17 protein-coding genes and 1 riboswitch are annotated in these 17,145 nt (G+C 31.9%); all 17 genes read right to left on the minus strand.

What is annotated here, in order from left to right; genetic code table 11:
- The 17 genes from ACQ3F0_RS01765 to ACQ3F0_RS01845 all read right to left on the minus strand — a co-directional run bounded on the left by ACQ3F0_RS01765 (nucleotide 1) and on the right by ACQ3F0_RS01845 (nucleotide 17,143).
- Nucleotides 1-948: an ABC transporter permease gene (locus ACQ3F0_RS01765; RefSeq protein ID WP_428863308.1), complete on the minus strand. Its 948-nt coding sequence runs from the start codon at nucleotides 946-948 to the stop codon at nucleotides 1-3.
- Entirely contained in the window at nucleotides 938-2,011 is a 1,074-nt protein-coding gene (locus ACQ3F0_RS01770) for an ABC transporter permease (RefSeq protein WP_428863309.1), read from the minus strand. Before ACQ3F0_RS01770 ends, ACQ3F0_RS01765 begins: the two co-directional genes overlap by 11 nt.
- A 4-nt stretch (nucleotides 2,012-2,015) precedes the next feature.
- Nucleotides 2,016-3,542, minus strand: coding sequence for an ABC transporter ATP-binding protein (locus tag ACQ3F0_RS01775; RefSeq protein ID WP_428863310.1), 1,527 nt, complete (start codon nucleotides 3,540-3,542; stop codon nucleotides 2,016-2,018).
- A gap of 165 nt (nucleotides 3,543-3,707) precedes the next feature.
- Complete coding sequence (locus ACQ3F0_RS01780) at nucleotides 3,708-4,811, minus strand: BMP family lipoprotein (RefSeq protein ID WP_428863311.1); 1,104 nt, start codon at nucleotides 4,809-4,811, stop codon at nucleotides 3,708-3,710.
- A 587-nt stretch (nucleotides 4,812-5,398) separates the two neighbouring features.
- Complete coding sequence (locus ACQ3F0_RS01785) at nucleotides 5,399-6,361, minus strand: tRNA dihydrouridine synthase (RefSeq protein ID WP_428863312.1); 963 nt, start codon at nucleotides 6,359-6,361, stop codon at nucleotides 5,399-5,401.
- A gap of 97 nt (nucleotides 6,362-6,458) precedes the next feature.
- Nucleotides 6,459-7,220 (minus strand): 2Fe-2S iron-sulfur cluster-binding protein, encoded by a 762-nt coding sequence (locus tag ACQ3F0_RS01790; RefSeq protein WP_428863313.1) that lies wholly within the window; start codon nucleotides 7,218-7,220, stop codon nucleotides 6,459-6,461.
- Between the two features lie 11 nt (nucleotides 7,221-7,231).
- Nucleotides 7,232-9,040 carry an NADH-ubiquinone oxidoreductase-F iron-sulfur binding region domain-containing protein gene (locus tag ACQ3F0_RS01795; protein ID WP_428863314.1) on the minus strand — a complete coding sequence of 603 codons (1,809 nt, stop codon included), beginning with the start codon at nucleotides 9,038-9,040 and terminating at the stop codon, nucleotides 7,232-7,234.
- The gene (gene nuoE, locus ACQ3F0_RS01800) at nucleotides 9,030-9,521 is read right to left on the minus strand and encodes an NADH-quinone oxidoreductase subunit NuoE (protein ID WP_428863315.1); all 492 of its coding nucleotides are present in this window, start codon (nucleotides 9,519-9,521) and stop codon (nucleotides 9,030-9,032) included. Before nuoE ends, ACQ3F0_RS01795 begins: the two co-directional genes overlap by 11 nt.
- Nucleotides 9,522-9,733: 212 nt before the next feature.
- Nucleotides 9,734-11,542 (minus strand): aldehyde ferredoxin oxidoreductase family protein, encoded by a 1,809-nt coding sequence (locus tag ACQ3F0_RS01805; RefSeq protein ID WP_428863316.1) that lies wholly within the window; start codon nucleotides 11,540-11,542, stop codon nucleotides 9,734-9,736.
- Nucleotides 11,542-12,021 (minus strand): 4Fe-4S dicluster domain-containing protein, encoded by a 480-nt coding sequence (locus ACQ3F0_RS01810; RefSeq protein WP_428863317.1) that lies wholly within the window; start codon nucleotides 12,019-12,021, stop codon nucleotides 11,542-11,544. Before ACQ3F0_RS01810 ends, ACQ3F0_RS01805 begins: the two co-directional genes overlap by 1 nt.
- A gap of 148 nt (nucleotides 12,022-12,169) precedes the next feature.
- Nucleotides 12,170-12,281, minus strand: a riboswitch (molybdenum cofactor riboswitch).
- A 264-nt stretch (nucleotides 12,282-12,545) separates the two neighbouring features.
- Nucleotides 12,546-12,770 carry a MoaD/ThiS family protein gene (locus ACQ3F0_RS01815; protein WP_428863318.1) on the minus strand — a complete coding sequence of 75 codons (225 nt, stop codon included), beginning with the start codon at nucleotides 12,768-12,770 and terminating at the stop codon, nucleotides 12,546-12,548.
- A 121-nt stretch (nucleotides 12,771-12,891) separates the two neighbouring features.
- On the minus strand, nucleotides 12,892-13,572 hold the full coding sequence (locus ACQ3F0_RS01820) for a HesA/MoeB/ThiF family protein (protein ID WP_428863713.1): 681 nt from the start codon (nucleotides 13,570-13,572) through the stop codon (nucleotides 12,892-12,894).
- Nucleotides 13,569-14,231 carry a BUD32 family EKC/KEOPS complex subunit gene (locus ACQ3F0_RS01825; protein ID WP_428863319.1) on the minus strand — a complete coding sequence of 221 codons (663 nt, stop codon included), beginning with the start codon at nucleotides 14,229-14,231 and terminating at the stop codon, nucleotides 13,569-13,571. Before ACQ3F0_RS01825 ends, ACQ3F0_RS01820 begins: the two co-directional genes overlap by 4 nt.
- Nucleotides 14,218-14,973, minus strand: a complete 756-nt coding sequence (gene mobB / locus ACQ3F0_RS01830; protein WP_428863320.1) for a molybdopterin-guanine dinucleotide biosynthesis protein B — start codon at nucleotides 14,971-14,973, stop codon at nucleotides 14,218-14,220. Before mobB ends, ACQ3F0_RS01825 begins: the two co-directional genes overlap by 14 nt.
- Nucleotides 14,974-15,046: 73 nt before the next feature.
- On the minus strand, nucleotides 15,047-15,775 hold the full coding sequence (locus ACQ3F0_RS01835) for an energy-coupling factor transporter transmembrane component T family protein (protein WP_428863321.1): 729 nt from the start codon (nucleotides 15,773-15,775) through the stop codon (nucleotides 15,047-15,049).
- Complete coding sequence (locus ACQ3F0_RS01840) at nucleotides 15,756-16,451, minus strand: energy-coupling factor ABC transporter ATP-binding protein (RefSeq protein WP_428863322.1); 696 nt, start codon at nucleotides 16,449-16,451, stop codon at nucleotides 15,756-15,758. Before ACQ3F0_RS01840 ends, ACQ3F0_RS01835 begins: the two co-directional genes overlap by 20 nt.
- Nucleotides 16,451-17,143: an ABC transporter ATP-binding protein gene (locus tag ACQ3F0_RS01845; RefSeq protein WP_428863323.1), complete on the minus strand. Its 693-nt coding sequence runs from the start codon at nucleotides 17,141-17,143 to the stop codon at nucleotides 16,451-16,453. The genes ACQ3F0_RS01840 and ACQ3F0_RS01845 overlap by 1 nt, the downstream gene beginning before the upstream one ends.
- Between the last annotated feature and the right edge of the window lie 2 nt (nucleotides 17,144-17,145).

Genomic DNA, 17,145 nt, shown 5'->3' on the forward strand with positions numbered 1-17,145 from the left:
TTAAACACCACCTTCTTCAATTGTAGACAATGAACTCTTGTTCTTATTATCTCTAGCCATTTTTGTAGCCATTGAAATTGCTAATACAGTTACTGTTACAATGTACGGCATCATCAATACAAATTGAGAAGGAACACCATAAGCTTGTAATCTAGAACCAATTGAATCAGTGAATCCAAACACCAAACATCCAATAGCTGTCAACACTGGATGTGCACCACCGAAGAACATTGCAGCCACACCCATAAAGCCCCGTCCATTTGTCATATTTTCTGTGAACATTCTACTGTACCCAAGTGACAAATGTGCACCTGCAAGACCTCCAATAATGCCAGAAATTGCAATTGCTTGATATTTCATTTTATTCACATTAATACCTGCAGTTTTTGCTGCTAAAGGAAATTTACCAACTGCTCTTAAACGAAGGCCCCAAACTGTCTTATATAAAAAGAAGGTCATAGCAACAATTAAAACTATAACAAACCATTCTGTAACCGACCAATCATTAAAAATATCTTTGATCAAAGGAATATTTTCTATAAAAGGAATGTGAATTTTTGGGATTCCGACAATCTCAGGTTCTGAGAAGGAACCTGTTTTTCCTAACAAGCTATTTAACAAATACTTAGTTATTGCTAATGCAAACATATTTATTCCAATACCAATTGCAGTAATTTCAGCTTTATACTTAATATGGCCGATAGCTATAATCATAGCCATAATTAGTCCTGCAAGCATTGCCACTACTATACCTAATATCCAACTTCCAGTAAAATAACTAACTGTAACAGCTGCAAATGCTCCTGTAAGCATAATGCCCTCAGTTCCAATATTTAAAATATCAGCTTGTTGTGTAATTGAAGCACATAAAGCTGCATATATAATTGGTGTTGCAGAACGAATGGTAGCATAAACGAGAGATATACTAAATATTTTTTCAAAATCCATCTGTACTTCTCCTATCCTGTCCTACATCTAAGGACTTTTTATTATTATTTTTCTTCTTAACAAATCGGAATAGACTTTCCATTGTTGCAACAATAATAAAAGTTGCTGTTATAGTATCAACTATAGATTTTGGTACACCAGTAGTTTGCTGTAAACCTAACGCTCCTGACTTTAATGCACCAAAGAAAAATGACATAAATGGCGCCAATATAACGTTATTCTTAACAATTAATGATGTAAGCATCCCATTGAAACCAAGTCCATATGCAAAATTATTTAGAAAATACCCATGCACACCCAGAATTTCAATACAACCTGCAATCCCACCTAATGCACCACTAAGCATCATAATCTTAATAAAAGTTACTTTAGGATTAATACCTACATACTCTGCATGGTCAGGATTTGTCCCTACTGTACGAATCTCATAACCAAATGTAGACTTTCGAAGCATCCATATTACAGCTATTGTTACGATAAAAGCTATAATTATTCCCGTGTTAGCACTGCTGGGCTTCATAAATTGAAATAATCTAACCTGATCTTCAACTGGAGGTGATTGAGCATTAGCTACTCCAGCACTCATTGGTCCACTTACCAGATAAGATGTAATATAAAATGCAACATAATTTAATAAAATAGTGCTACAAACTTCACTGACTCCATAATACGCTTTCAAAACTCCAGGTATAAGTGCCCATAAAGCTGCTACAATAATAGCTCCTGCAAAGCAAGCTAAAAGATGAATTGGCATTGGTAAAAATCCCCAATGTATACCAATATACGCTGCAACTATTCCACCTAAAAAAACTTCTCCTTCTACACCTACATTAAAAGCTCCACCCTTTGCACCTACCGCAAAAGCTATTGATGTTAAGAGTAAAGGAGTGAAATTAGCTATAGTTTTTCCTAAATTTAATTTACCAACAAATGCGCCTTTTAGAAGTGCAATGTATGCGACAATCGGATTCTCTCCTATAATAATAATAAAAATTGCGCCAATCGTTAAAGAAAGTAACGTAATTAATAAGAATCTTCTAATCCCTTTTAATGCTGCAATCAACCGCCTACACCTCCAATTCTTTAATAGTTCCACCCATCATAAGCATTCCTAACTTACCCTCATCAGCGTCATCTATGCTAATTTCCCCAGTAATCTTGCCCTCATACATAACAATAATCCTGTCTGATAAAGATAAAATTTCTTCCAAATCTGCAGACACCAATAAAACACCGGTACCTTCCTTCTTAACATCATCTAAAATATTACGAATTGATTCTATAGCTCCTATATCTACACCCCTAGTGGGCTGTGCAGCAATTAGAAGTTTTTCTCCAATCGATACTTCTCTAGCAACAACAACCTTTTGAGCATTTCCACCTGACAAAGATTGTGTAATCATACTCGGATCTCGAGGCCGAATATCAAATTTCTCAGATTGTTCCTCAGCATATTTCATTGAAGCTTTCTTGTCTATTATATGATGGTGAGAGAACCCTTCATTATCAAATTGAACTGCTATTATATTTTCCATAATAGATAAGTCACGGTTCAATCCTCGTTTATTTCGATCTTCAGGAATATGTGATATACCAGCTCTTCTAATTTTCTTTACACCTATATTGGTAATATTTTTGCCATCAAGTAGAACCTTTCCTTTTTCTACTTTTCTAAGACCAGTAATTGCTTCAATTAATTCACTTTGTCCGTTACCATCAACTCCTGCAATTCCAACTATTTCCCCAGACTTTACTTCAAAAGAAATACCTCTAATTTTTGAGATTTCTTTTTCGCCAGATGTCCATAAATTTTCTACCTTTAATATATCTTCTCCTGAATTGGATTCTGATTTTTCTACATTCATTAGTATTTCCCTACCTATCATCATTTTTGCTAATTCAGTAGGATTTGTGTCTTCCTTATTTACTATCCCAATATATTCTCCCTGTCTCATAACAGTTATACGATCAGAAATTTCCATAACCTCATTAAGTTTATGTGAAATGAAAATAATTGATTTTCCATCTCTTTTTAGATTCTCTAATATTTTAAATAAACGTGTTGTTTCCTGCGGCGTTAAAACTGCAGTAGGCTCATCTAAAATAATTGTATCTGCCCCTCGTGTGAGTATTTTTATAATCTCTACTCTTTGAGCTTCTCCAACAGAAATCTGATTAATTCTTTTACTAATTTGAATGTTCATACCATATTGATCTATAAAATGCTGAACTTCTTCTTTAGCTTTATTAAAATCAATAACTAATCCTTTCCTTGGTTCAAACCCTAATATAATATTTTCTAATACAGTTAGTTCATTAACAAGCATAAATTCCTGATGAACCATACCAATTCCTTTTTCAATTGCTTGTTTAGGAGTAATATGGGATATAAATTCATCTTTTACTTTAACCTCACCTTCATCAAAATCATACATTCCATAGAGCAGCTTCATCATTGTAGATTTTCCTGCACCATTCTCGCCAATTAATGAATGAATTTCACCAGATTTTAGATCAAAGTTTCCATTTTTAATAGCTTGTACAGAACCAAATGTTTTTACCATATTTTTCATTTCAACAACATATTCGCTCATCTCAATTCCACCCTTACTATATTTGGAATAGTCCGCACATTATTGTAAATCTATTTTTCTGATTACTTATAGATATCTCAGCTCAATAATTAAGTGCTATATATTATTAATTAAACAGGTAGGATTAATAATAATCTTACCTGTTTAGTTACTATGTTATGATTATTATTTCTCTGGTCCAAAACCTTCATAGTTTTCAACAACAATCTCACCAGAAATAATTTTTTCTTGAAGCTCATTAACTTTTGTCAAAATATCTTCTGGGAACTTATCACCAAGTGCTTCTTTTATAACGCTCATATCAGTTAAACTTACACCTTTATCAGCAACTGTTAAATACTGTTTAGTGCCTCCCTCAAATGTATCTTCTACAACAGCTTTAATTAACAAATAACATGCTGAATCTACTCTTTTTAACATTGAAGTCAACACTGACCCTGGTTTGTCATTATCTTGATTCAAATCAACACCTATTGCATATTTACCAGCTTCACCTGCTGCTTCAAGGATACCAGTACCAGTACCAGATGCAACGTTCATTACGATATCAGCACCTTGTTGATATTGAGCAAGAGTTAACTCTTTACCTTTCAAAGGATCATTCCATGTGCCTGCAAAAGATTGAAGGATTGTTATTTCAGGATCTATATACTTAGCACCTTGTTCGTACCCAATATAGAAATCATGTAAAACAGGTATATCCATACCTCCTACCCACCCGATAACGTTTTCATCATTAACTCCTTCTATATCTGATTTCATTGTAAACATTGCTGCTGCTGCACCTGCAAGAAAAGAACCTTGATTTTGAGCAAAACTTACAGAAACTATATTGTCACCTTCAACAGTAGTGTCTATAATTGCAAACTTTGTTTCTGGATAACTTGAACAATACTCTTTCATATATTCTTGGAAGTTTGATGAAGAACAAATGATTAGGTCATACCCTTCTTCTGCAACAGCTAAGAAATTAGCTTTCCATTCAGAAGCCTCTGTACCTTCAAGAGTCTTCAATTCAACATCAAATTCATCTACAGCCTTCATAGCACCTGCATAACAAGAATCATTGTATGATTTATCTCCTAAATTACCAGAAAAAACAAGTGCAATTCTTGATTTAGAGTCATCTGATTTACTATCTTCTGTAGAATCTGTTTTGTTAGTTTCCTTTGAATTTGGTTGTCCAGAAGTTTCTTTTGAGTTGCCACATGCAGTAAAACTTAAAATCATAGCTAGTACTAAAACAACACTTAATAATTTTTTAATCACAATGGAATCCCCCTTTAGATTTTATTCATCTGGTAAATCGTTTTACCAAAATAAGAAAATATCATAACCAGAAACATTTTACTATTTAGCTAGTTATGATTTAATATTAATTCCATTTTTTTCCATTGTCAATTATTTTCGTTCGTTGATTTTCTACGATATCAATCTATTTAAGACAAGTAAACTTCTTTTGTCTCATTTTAATCTATATAATTCATTAATTCTATAAACATTCTGAATCAGTAAATTTTTTACTACCTGCTCATAATTCCTATTTATCATCATCAACAAATTCAAATAATTTAATTCCGCCTAATAAAATTAAATAAAAAAATCGTATAAGCAAAAAAAATCACTTAAGTAGCATGTTTCTATCTACTCAAGTGATTTTCAGTAATAGGGAACTTCTTATGAATAGAGCTATTTCTCCATTAATTCCCTACTAAATGAATCAATTTTCTTTTGGCTTATACCTAACGCTTTTAAAAATGCTACATGTTTTTCAGGCTAATTTAAGAGGAAGGGTTTTTGGTATTGTATCAATGTTAGCTAATATATCAATACCAATAGCTTATGCCTGAATAGGTCTATTGACCACTAAACAAACCTGCTCCTTCTACTATTTCCTGATCTATAAATAATCTTGAAACAGCTGCTTCGTAATCTCTTAATTTTTGCGACTTCTTTATTTTTTTAAGATATTTTTTGTTATTGGAAAATATGTGACTCATATATCCCCATAATTCTTTCATTTTAAATAATGCATTTCTGTCTTCATTAAACAATTCTCTATAGTTATGAAGAATTTCATCATGAAAATCCTTCAATACTTCTTTGTCTATATTAATATTGTTCTTAATCTCATTTATCAACGATGGATTAGCTACTATACCTCTTCCTAGCATTACTTTATCTATTTCAGGAAAGGCTTGTACTATTTTATTATAATCATCAACAGTAAAAATATCACCATTATAACATATTGGATTAGTACTTAAAGATAATGCATCTTTGAATACCTCCAGATTAGGTTTATTTCCATAAAAATCTTTTTGTGTTCTAGGATGGATAATTAATTCTTCTAAGGGATATTTATTATAAATTTTTATTAGCTCATAAAATTCTTCTGAACTTTCTTTTCCAATTCTAGTTTTTATAGAAATTTTAACATCATCTATTTTAAATATCTCATCTAAAAAACAGTCTAATTCATCTCTTTTAGCTAGAAATCCTGAGCCTTTACCTTTTGCAACAACCGTTCCAAATGGACAGCCTAAATTTAAATTAACCTCATCATAACCTAAGCTTTGTAATTTTCTAGAAAGAATAATAAACCCTTCTGAATCATTAGTAAGTATTTGTGGCACAATATTCAAACCTTTATTATTCTGGGGGAAAACATCCCTTAACTCTTTAGTTTTTAGTTTTCTACTTTTATTTGTAACAATAAAAGGTGTAAAATATTTATCAATATTACTGTAATATTTATCAAATGAATTTCTATATATATACCCTGTAATTCCTTCCATTGGTGCTAGATAATATTTCATTTAACGACTCCTTATAATGTAATTACTACTATTATATCTAAAAATCCTCTATTGTTAAACCGATTAAATGTAAATTATCTATTTGTTTCGACTCGCATTAAAGATAAACATCTATATCTTTATATATGTCCTTTAGCTTATCTGCATTAGATTTTTTTCTACACTTCTCACATATAGCCTCTGAACTAACCCCGCCAGCATATTCGTATTCCTCTTTTGATGAAAAGTAACTTCCACAAACTGAGCATTGAAGTAAATCAAATGATTTTCCCCAAATCTTTCTTACCCCATCTTTCTCTATTAATTCAATAGCTCCTGTTGGACAAACTCTCGCACATGAACCACAACCTATACAATCTACTGAAGCTTTATCATATGGAGTTGATACTTTCTTTTCAATTCCTCGATTTACAGTTGAAATAGCCCCTGTGCCTAGCTTGTCACATGCTTTAACGCATAAACCGCATAATATGCATTTATCTTCTAAATCGTCATCGCTACCTACATTGTTTTCAACTTTAGGAATTCCGTATTCTTCTCTTAGTTTATTAATTTCTTCGCTGGTTGGAGTTCTTTCATATAATAACTTTATAATATTGCTCCTAAGTCTTTTAATCTTTTCGCTATGCGTTAGTATTTCTATTTCCCGAGTTATTGGGAACACACATGAAGTAACAACTTTAGACCAGTTGTTTTGAATAACTTCTACTATACACAATCTACAACTTCCTAATCCCTGCAAAGCATCGCTATGACATAATGTGGGGATGTTTATTCTATTTCTTTTGCATAATTGTAAAATAGTTTCACCCTTCTCAGCTTCATAGTCTTTACCATTTATATTAACTCTGATTCTCAAAATATCACCCCCTATTTCACCTTAACAGCACCAAATTTACAGATATTTATGCAATTGCCGCACTTAGTACACTTATCTTCATCAATCATATGAACTTTTTTAGTTTCACCTGATATAGCACTGGTTGGACAATTTCTCTTACATAGTCCACACCCTATACACTTATCTTCATCAATATAAAACTGGGTTAATTCCTTACAAACTCCCGCTTTACACCTTTTATTTTCAATATGCTCAATAAACTCATCCTTAAAATATCTAATAGTTGAGATTACAGGATTAGGAGCACTTTTGCCCAAACCACAAAGAGAAGCTAATGCAACAGTTTCTGAAATTTCAAGAAGCTCATCTATGTCATCAAGTTTACCCTTTCCTTCACAAATTCCATCTATAATACTGAGCATTTTTTTTATTCCTTCTCTACATGGAACACATTTACCACAAGATTCTTGAGATAAAAAGTTTAAATAATACCTGGTTACATCAACCATACAAGTTCTTTCATCCATAACTATTAAACCACCAGAACCCATCATTGAATCGGCTTCACTAAGTGTCTCATAATCTACTGGTAAATCTAGAAGTTGTTCTGGAAGGCACCCTCCTGAAGGACCGCCAATTTGAACAGCTTTAAACTTTTTGTTATCTATTATCCCGCCACCAATATCGTAAATAATTTCTCTTAAAGTTGTTCCCATTGGAACTTCCACTAAACCTGTATTTTTCACTTTACCAACTAATGAAAATACTTTTGTTCCTTTACTATTCTCTGTACCAAAAGAACTATACCATTCTCCACCTTTGTTAATAATAATAGGGATATTTGACCATGTTTCTACATTATTTAGAACAGTAGGTTGTCCCCATAAACCTTTTTCAACAGAGTGAATATATTTAGGTCTTGGCTCCCCAACTTTTCCTTCAATTGACTCCATCAATGCAGTTGACTCACCACAAACAAATGCTCCTCCACCTCTAACAACTTCCAAATCAAAATCAAAGCCACTGTTTAGAATATTTTTTCCTAAATACCCTCTTTCCTTTGCTTGTTCTATTGCATTTTTCATATTTTCTACTGCCAAAGCGTACTCATCTCTTATATAACAAAAACCATTATGTGCACCAATTGCATAAGCGCAAATTATCATACCCTCTATTACACTGTTTGGATCACCTTCCATTATACTTCTATCCATAAAGGCACCTGGGTCACCTTCATCTCCGTTGCACAACACATACTTAGGAAAGCTTTCAAACCCTGCACATGTGTTCCATTTTCGTCCAGTAGAAAATCCTGCGCCCCCTCTACCTCTTAGCTTAGATTTCGAAATTTCGGGAATTATGTCTTCTTTGTTCATATGAAATAGTACTTTTTCAACTGCTTTATATCCGTCTCTTTCAATATAATCATCTATACTAGAGGGATCTACTTCTCCTATATTTCTAAGTGAAATTTTATATTGTCTCTTGTAAAACTCACTATCTTTATGAGACTTTAGTCTCTTTTTAGTAGAAGCTTCAAAATACAATAGTTTATCAATTACTTTTCCTTCTATTAAAGTCTTTTGAACTATATCCTCAATATCTGAAACTTTAACTTTGAAATAAGAAATATCATCAGGTTCTATTTTTATAACTGGTCCCTTTTCACAGATTCCATTACATCCAGTTGGTTTGATAGTTGTTTCAACGTGAATATCAAGGCTCTTATCGTCAACACACTTTTTTAATTCCTCATATACTTCCATACTTCCATTTGCAAGACATCCTGTACCACAACACACGTATATAATTCTTTTGCCGTCAACATTATTTTCCACCTTTATCACCTCTGTATTCTTCAATAATTTCCTTTATCTTTTTAGGTGTCATTTTGCCATAGTATTTACCATTAATCATCATTACAGGTGCTAGTGCGCAGGCACCCAAACAACCAACTGTTTCAAGAGTAAACATTCCATCCTCAGTTGTTTCTTCTACTTTTATTTTCAAAACTTTTTCTAATTCACAAATTATTGAAAAAGACCCTCTAACATGACATGCCGTTCCATCACAAACAGTAATAATATTTTTACCTTTTGGATTTAAACTTAAAGCCTTATAAAAAGTAGCCATCCCATAAAGCTTACTTAAAGGCATGTCCAGGTATTCCGAAATAAGATTTAAAGCCTCTTCTGGAATATAGTTATACTCTTTTTGAAAATCCTGAAGAATTGCTAATGAATGTCTCTTCTCATTCGGGTATCTTTCAACAATTTTTTTCATATTAGCTAAAGTCATATTTTTATCACATTCAGACATTTTGAATTCACCCCTTATTTTGCAGTTTACAGTTGACAGGTTTAAAAAAGAAATCATCTCAGTGTAGGCTTAAGAATTAGCTCTACTTTTCTTTCAAAGAATGATTCCTTATTCTTTAAAAAAATTAGTAGAGCTAATTTTTGATTATTTCTTTAACTCACACCTTATACCTTCAACTTTTATAGGAAATCCATAGTGAAACTTAGTTTAATTTAGTAATTTATTGATAATTCTTCTAACTTCTCTTTAGTTGGGATACTATCTTCTCCCCAGCCTCTTCCTTTATAATATTCTGAAAGCATTATATCTAATTGATTAACCATGCCTTTTGCTGGTCCTTCTGGTAATGGTTCATTTAATAATCTAGGAGGTAATGTATCATCAGCTTTTGTAAATCCTGCTTTTAGATTCCACATTTTTTCTAGATTCCATATTCTCTCACCAATTTTCAAAATCTCTTCATCACTGCAATCCCAACCTAAACCTGCTTTTATCTGTGCTGCCACTTCTGGCAAACCAAGAGCAAAAGTTGTAAATAAACACATTCCTGAAGAATCTACAACAGCAGTTAAATCTTGGAATATTTTCAACCATGTAGCCTTATCATCAGTAACATGAGGATCTAACTTTTGAGGTAGACCAAGTATTTCAGGTGAAATTAAGTATCCTCTAACATGACATCCACCACGGTTAGATGTAGCATAGTTTAAACCTATACCTTGAATTGCTCTTGCATCATAAGCAGGCATCTCTTGTTTTTTAACAGTCATTGATAAGTCAGCACGTCCATATAACTCTCCCAATCTATAAGAACCTAGAGCAATTTTATCTCCAAAACCTTCTCTAAGTGCAGTCATCTTAGTAATCTCTGCTAAAACATCTGCATTACCAAACTTTAAGTCTACGCCTGCCTCTTCTTTAGTTATAATTCCTTTATCAAATAATTCCATAGCACAGGCAATAGTAGATCCTAAAGTAATTGGGTCCATACCATATTCATTACACATAAAATTGGCATTACAAACTGCATCTATTTTTCCAATACCACAATCAGCACCTAATGACCACGCTGCTTCATACTCAGGCCCTTCACCCATACCTTTATATTTTCCATCAGGTATTTTTGTAATTCTTCCGCAACCTATAGAGCAAGCAAAACATCCTTTTGGCTTAACTTCTAGCTGTTCATTCATGCCCTCTCCGCTAATAGCCTCAGCTTCTTCAAATATTCCTCCATCTCTCCAGTTTCTTGTTGGTAGAGCACCATTTTCATTTAATATATTAACAAGTATTTGAGTTCCATAAGTTCTTAGTCCTTGTCCTGTAACAGGATGTGCTTTTAACTTAGCTCTAGCATCTTCAAATTTATCCATAAATGCCTTTGGATTTGATACTTTTATAGAGCCTGAACCTTTTACAACAAATGCTTTAAGATTTTTGCTTCCCATTACAGCACCTAGTCCAGATCTACCAGCTGCTCTATGTTTATCATTCATAACAGTTGCATATAATACCAATTTTTCACCAGCTGGTCCAATACAAGCAACTTTTGCATTCATATCAGTCTCTTCTAATAATTCATCTGTTGTTTCATAAACAGTTTTTCCCCATAAATGCTCAGCACTCCTAATCTCTATCTCGGAATCCTTTACATACAGATATACAGGTTTTTCAGCTTTTCCTTCAAATATTACTCCATCATATCCTGCAAACTTTAATTCTGGTCCAAAATATCCACCAGAGTTTGAAGCACCAATAGTTCCTGTTAAAGGTGCTTTGGTAATAACTTCATATCTTCCTCCAGAAGAAGCCAAAGTTCCAGTCAATGGGCCTGTCAAGAAAATAAGTTTATTTTCTGCTGAGAAAGCATCTACTTTCGGATCTACCTCATCACACATCATCTTAGTACCTAATCCTCTAGCTCCAAGATAAAGGTTGGCATCTTCCATGTTCAATGGTTCAGTTGTTATATTTCCATTACTTAAATTAACGCGAATAAGTTTTCCAATCCATCCATACATTATTTTCCCGCCTCCTCAAATAAAGCTTTAAATTTATCGGCCACAATTTTTTTCTTATCAAGCTCTGAAGGAGTTGGTTCTTTAAATTCTAATGCTCCGGCAGGACATAATTTAACACAATAAGGATTTCCTCCGCAAAGATCACATTTTACAACTTTTTGTTGTTCAAAATTATAACTCATATTTCCAAAAGGACAAGCGCTTATACACATCTTACATCCGATACATTTTTTCTCATCAACAAGAACAATTCCATCTTCATTTTTGTAAATTGCACCTGTAGTACATACTTTCATACATGCTGGGTCGTCGCATTGCAAACAAGTAATAGGTACTGAAACTGCTGCTTTTTCATACTGGAATACAGTAATTGCTGCATTTTGAGGATTAAATGCTTCTGTTTTAGAAAAAGAACAAGCTATTTCACAAGTTCTACAACTAATACATTTTTCTGGTGAAATCATTAATACTTTAGCCATTTTCCGCTAATCACCTTTATATAGAGATTCCTGTTCAACTAGCTATTTCTACATGTACAGAATTCCTTGATACGTGAGAATTTTGGCCATGTACGAACAAAGTTTCACAACATATTCTCTTTAAGGTGTCAGCTAACACCTCCCTTTATTTGGTTTTCGAACAACTCCTTTGCACAATGGCAGGCATAAAAATTACTCTTTATACCCTAACGTCTCTTGAGCCTTTTTAAGGTTCTAAGAGATCGGAGTTATTTGGCTAAAATATTTTTCCGATTATATTCTATTACCATTATAACATATTTTATCCATTTTTACTTATTGATTGGTTATACCATAAAAAGTAATTTAGTTGAACTTCAATCGCAATATGAATTGTCAGAATTTTTCAATCTGCAATATATAGCATCAGAACGAATCAATTTACATAGTATTATCTATATGATTTTTAATAGATAATTATTAATTTTTTATTCTAATTATATATCTCTTATTCAAATAAAAACTACACACCCTGTATGTAGTTTTTAACCGCCCCCAACTGGTGGGAACATAGATATAACGTCTCCATCCTCGAGTTTCCTTTCAACACTTCCATCTCGTCCATTAATTAATAGAATAGCTACTTCATCTTTTCCAATATCTAATTTTTTCAAAACATCCTCAACGGTAGTATTCTCTTCAAAGTCTAAGAATTGCTTTTTCTCTCGTCCCTGTCTAAATGTTGCAAACAACCTTATTTCGATTTTCAATATTTCACCCCCTATTCTAATTAATAGGAATTAAGAATTCACGATTATGGAAACCTTTCGCAAGGAAATCCGACTTAATTTTGAATTATTCATTATCGATAATTCTCTTATTTTTTATAGATTATTTTAAATCAATAATTTGCTGCTCCATATCTAAAAAATCTATCACTAGAAGCTTATTTCTAAGAGTAACACCTTTATTTAAAATTACCTTTACTGCTTCTGACGCTTCTATAGATGCAATATTTGCTGCAACAAAAGATAAGTTCCCTAATGTCACCTCCATACCTTTATCTATTCCTTCTTTATAAATCTTACGTAATGTTCCATCTCCAGGGTATATTGTTGCTACTTGACCATACCAGCCACCAATACTTCCATGTACAAGAGGAATATTGGCTTTTTCACATAATTTATCTAAAAGCAACCTAGTTTTAATACTGTCTAATGCATCAATTACAACATCATGATTATTTATTATATCCATACCATTGGTTTCAGTTAGCATTTCTGGAATAGCAATAACTTTTATCTCTGAATTAACCTTACTCATTCTATTTTTCGCTATTAAAGCTTTGTTAAATCCTATAGATTCTTCATCTGATAAAAGTTGCCTGTTTAAATTCGATATATCAAATGTATCACCATCAACAACAGTAATTAGACCAATGCCTATCCTAGCCAAAGTTTCAATAATGTAACCACCTAAACCTCCACAACCTATGATACAAACACTACTGTTTTTTAATACAATATTCTCTTCTCTTGTAATAGAATTCTGATTTCTTGAATATCTCTCTATAGCAACCACCACTTCTTTCTTTTACTTCTTCTCTCTTGGATTTTCTCCAACTCATCTTTTATATTTTGATTTAATTCTTTATGTTTTAACTTTTTTTCTTTCGTTAAATACTGAATCACTTTTTCTATCACAGAGTTTTTGAAATTGGTAAAACAAGGGTCATATGTTAGATAGAAAGCAATAATCTCAGCTATATCCTCTCTTTTTCTGTCTTTTGTTATGTCTTCAAAATCAATTCCATAAATCTCTCCATCTTTAATTATAAAATTTCTAAAATTAATATCATTTAAATAGAATTTCTCTTTTTTCACAAAATCCAATTTATAAAAATCCTCAATCCATTTATATAAAGCTATAATTAAGTTAGCTGAGTCCATTTCAGCTTTTTTATTATTTTTTTCTTCTAATAATTCTAATTCTTCCAATAAAGTTGTTCCCTCAACATATTGAAGAAATATAGTTTTACTACCATCTTTATAAGATATTAAACGTGGTACATTTATAAAGTTATTTTTATTTTCTTGTAATTTAAGATAAAAATTCTTTTCTAGATTAAAAGAATTTTCTTTAGAGTGAACTTTATAAATATACTTCTCCTTCTTAATTTTAACTAAACTAACCTTGTTTCTTTTAGAGTGAAAATCTTTAATTTTCACCATAACCTAGCTCAATCTCTATCTTAGAATTTTCCTTATAACCTTCTAACTCGCCTACAACAGCTAAAACGGAGTTTCTTACAAGTTTTTCCACAAAAGGAACCATAGTGATTTCTTTGCCGTCTATTTTTACGGAAACTCTGTCATTGCTTAGTTTGCAGTCAGTTCTGTGCTTTTCTCCTTTAATAATCATTTCGCACATCTTTCTGCAATTATATCCACATTCATTGCAACACTTTTCATCAAAATCAGGCAATAACTCAAAAGTATTCTCTTCAATGAAATCCACTAATTTTTCTATATCATCCATAGCACTTAGAGCTTTTATCTCTTTATATTCCTGAATTCTGTCAGCAATTTTACCGGATATAAGAAAAGTACTGTAATCTAGCCTATCTTCAATATCTTGCTCTTTTACAGCAGTTATGATTTTTGGAGCATTTATATCTCTAACACCCTCTAATACTACATAATCATAATCATAGTATTTTAATATATCATAGATATTTAATTTTTCTTGAAATAAAATATCTGTCTCGTAAAACCCTCTTGCTGTTACTAGCTGAGAACCTGCCACCTTATGTCTATGTGTATTTGAAGCATCAGTATCAATTTCAAACTTTTCATAATGAATATCCTTTACACTTCCTACAGTGTAATTTCTCTTTCTCAGTTCTTTTATTATTTTTTCAATGGTAGTAGTTTTTCCTGATTGTGTATACCCTATAACTGAAAAAACCTTCATAATAACATCACCAACCTTCTTCTAAATCACGATTTATAGTGTTAGCACTACCGCGCAGTGTCTCATATATCTATCATCTATAAAAACTAACTGCTATTCCTAAACTTATTAAAATACTAATAAACATAAATATATAATCTTTATTTTTTAATTTCAATGTTAATATGCTAGTTCTTGTATTATAAGCTCTAAATGCTCTTGCCTCTATAGACATTGAAAGTTTTTGTGCTTTTGTAAAAGTACCAACCACCACTGGGGTAAATATATAAGAATATAGCTGCACTTTTTCTCTCAATTTTAAAGCTTTTATATCTATACCCCTTAGATTTATTGCAGTCATGGCATCCTTCATTTCTTCTATAAAAATAGGCAAAAATTTTATACCAATGGATACCATAAAAGCTAAATCATAAGGAAGCTTCCATTGAACTAGTCCTTGTATGATTTCTCTAGAGTTTGATGTGGCAAGTATACTTCCAGAAAGAATTATTATAAAAATTCTCATAAAAAACTCTATACCTTTTATAAGCCCTACATCAGTTATTATTTTAAAATTATATATACCAATAAGAACATTACCATCATTGATAAAAAGGCTTTGCATAATAACAATACCTACTAGTATATAAATCATCTTTCTGAGTTTCTTAATCACAAAAAAAATATTACTTTTGAAAATTTGACCAGCCAAAATCGAAAGTAAGAGAATTGCAGTTAAATAGTACATATCTTGTATCAAAACGGCTAATGTTGAAATACAGATAACAATTACAATCTTTGTTCTAGGATCCACATCTCTCATCTTTAAAAATTCTCCCATCTCTTAATTCAATAATTCTTTTTGAATGTTTATCTACAAAATCAATATCGTGACTTATCATTAAAACTCCTATGCCTTTGGCATTTATATCTTGTAGAGTTTGGCTGAGTTGCTCTTTTCTTTTTTTATCTAATCCAGTTGTAGGTTCGTCCAAGATCAAATATTTAGGATCATTTAGAAAAATCGTTCCTAATGCTAGTCTCTGCCTTTCCCCTTGACTTAAAGTATGACACTTAGATTCTTTTAAGTGTTCCAAATCAAACTCTTTTAAGATTTTTTCAGTTTTTCTCTGTATAGTGTCTTTATCCACTTTGTTAAATCTCATTGCAAATTGAAGTTCATCATAAACATTGGCTGCGAATATTTGCATAGATGGATTTTGAAACAAGTAACCGATTTTCTTTCCTATATAGGCTAATGTCAATTCTTTAATATTTCTATCATCTACAAAAATTTTACCCTTGTTAAATTCTAAAATACCTGTTATAAGCTTTCCTAAAGTTGTTTTCCCGCTTCCGTTAGGCCCAATCAAAGAAACAAATTCCTCTTTTTTTAGCCCTAAGGTTATATCCTCTATTACATTTTTTTTTCTGTATTTAAAGTGGAGATTCTCTACTCTTATAAACTCTTTTTCTGGATTTTTCCCATAATTATGCACTAAATATCCCCTTTAACTCTAGATAGAACTCCTCTTTCTAGTTTATAAACCTTATCTACTATATCTAAGTTTTCTTCCTCATGTTCTACCATTATTATAGTTTTACCTTGTTCTTTTAACTTTGAAATTGCTCTCTTCATGAGTTTTTTACCCTTTTCATCAACTTGAGACATGCATTCATCTAAAATCAGAATATTTATACCCAAAATCAATACAGAGGCCGCTACTATTAATTGCTTTTCTCCACCAGATAAATCTCTGGGATTTCTCCCTCTAAGGCGTTGTATATCTAATAGCTCAGTTATATCATCCATTCTTTTTAATATTTCACTTTTTTCCACACACAAATTCTCAGAACTAAAGGCTATCTCATCCTCTACATTTGAAAAAACTATTTGTGTATCAGGATCTTGAAAAACCGTTCCTATCATAGTAGCAACCTGTTCAACCTCTAATTCACTAATATTTTTTCCATCTATCAAAACTTCTCCAGAAAAATCTCCATTGTATCTTTTGGGAATTATTCCGTTTATACAATACATAAGGCTAGTTTTACCACAACCACTTAACCCTGTAATTGCGATAACCTCACCTTTACCTATCTTAAGATTGATTCCATTTAATATGTAATCTTTGCTGCTTTTATATTTAAATTTCAAATTATTAATTTTCACTGGATAGTTTTCATTCATAG

This window comes from Clostridium sediminicola (genome assembly GCF_050402865.1).
GTDB classification, from domain to species: Bacteria; Bacillota; Clostridia; order Clostridiales; family Clostridiaceae; genus Clostridium_AF; species Clostridium_AF sediminicola.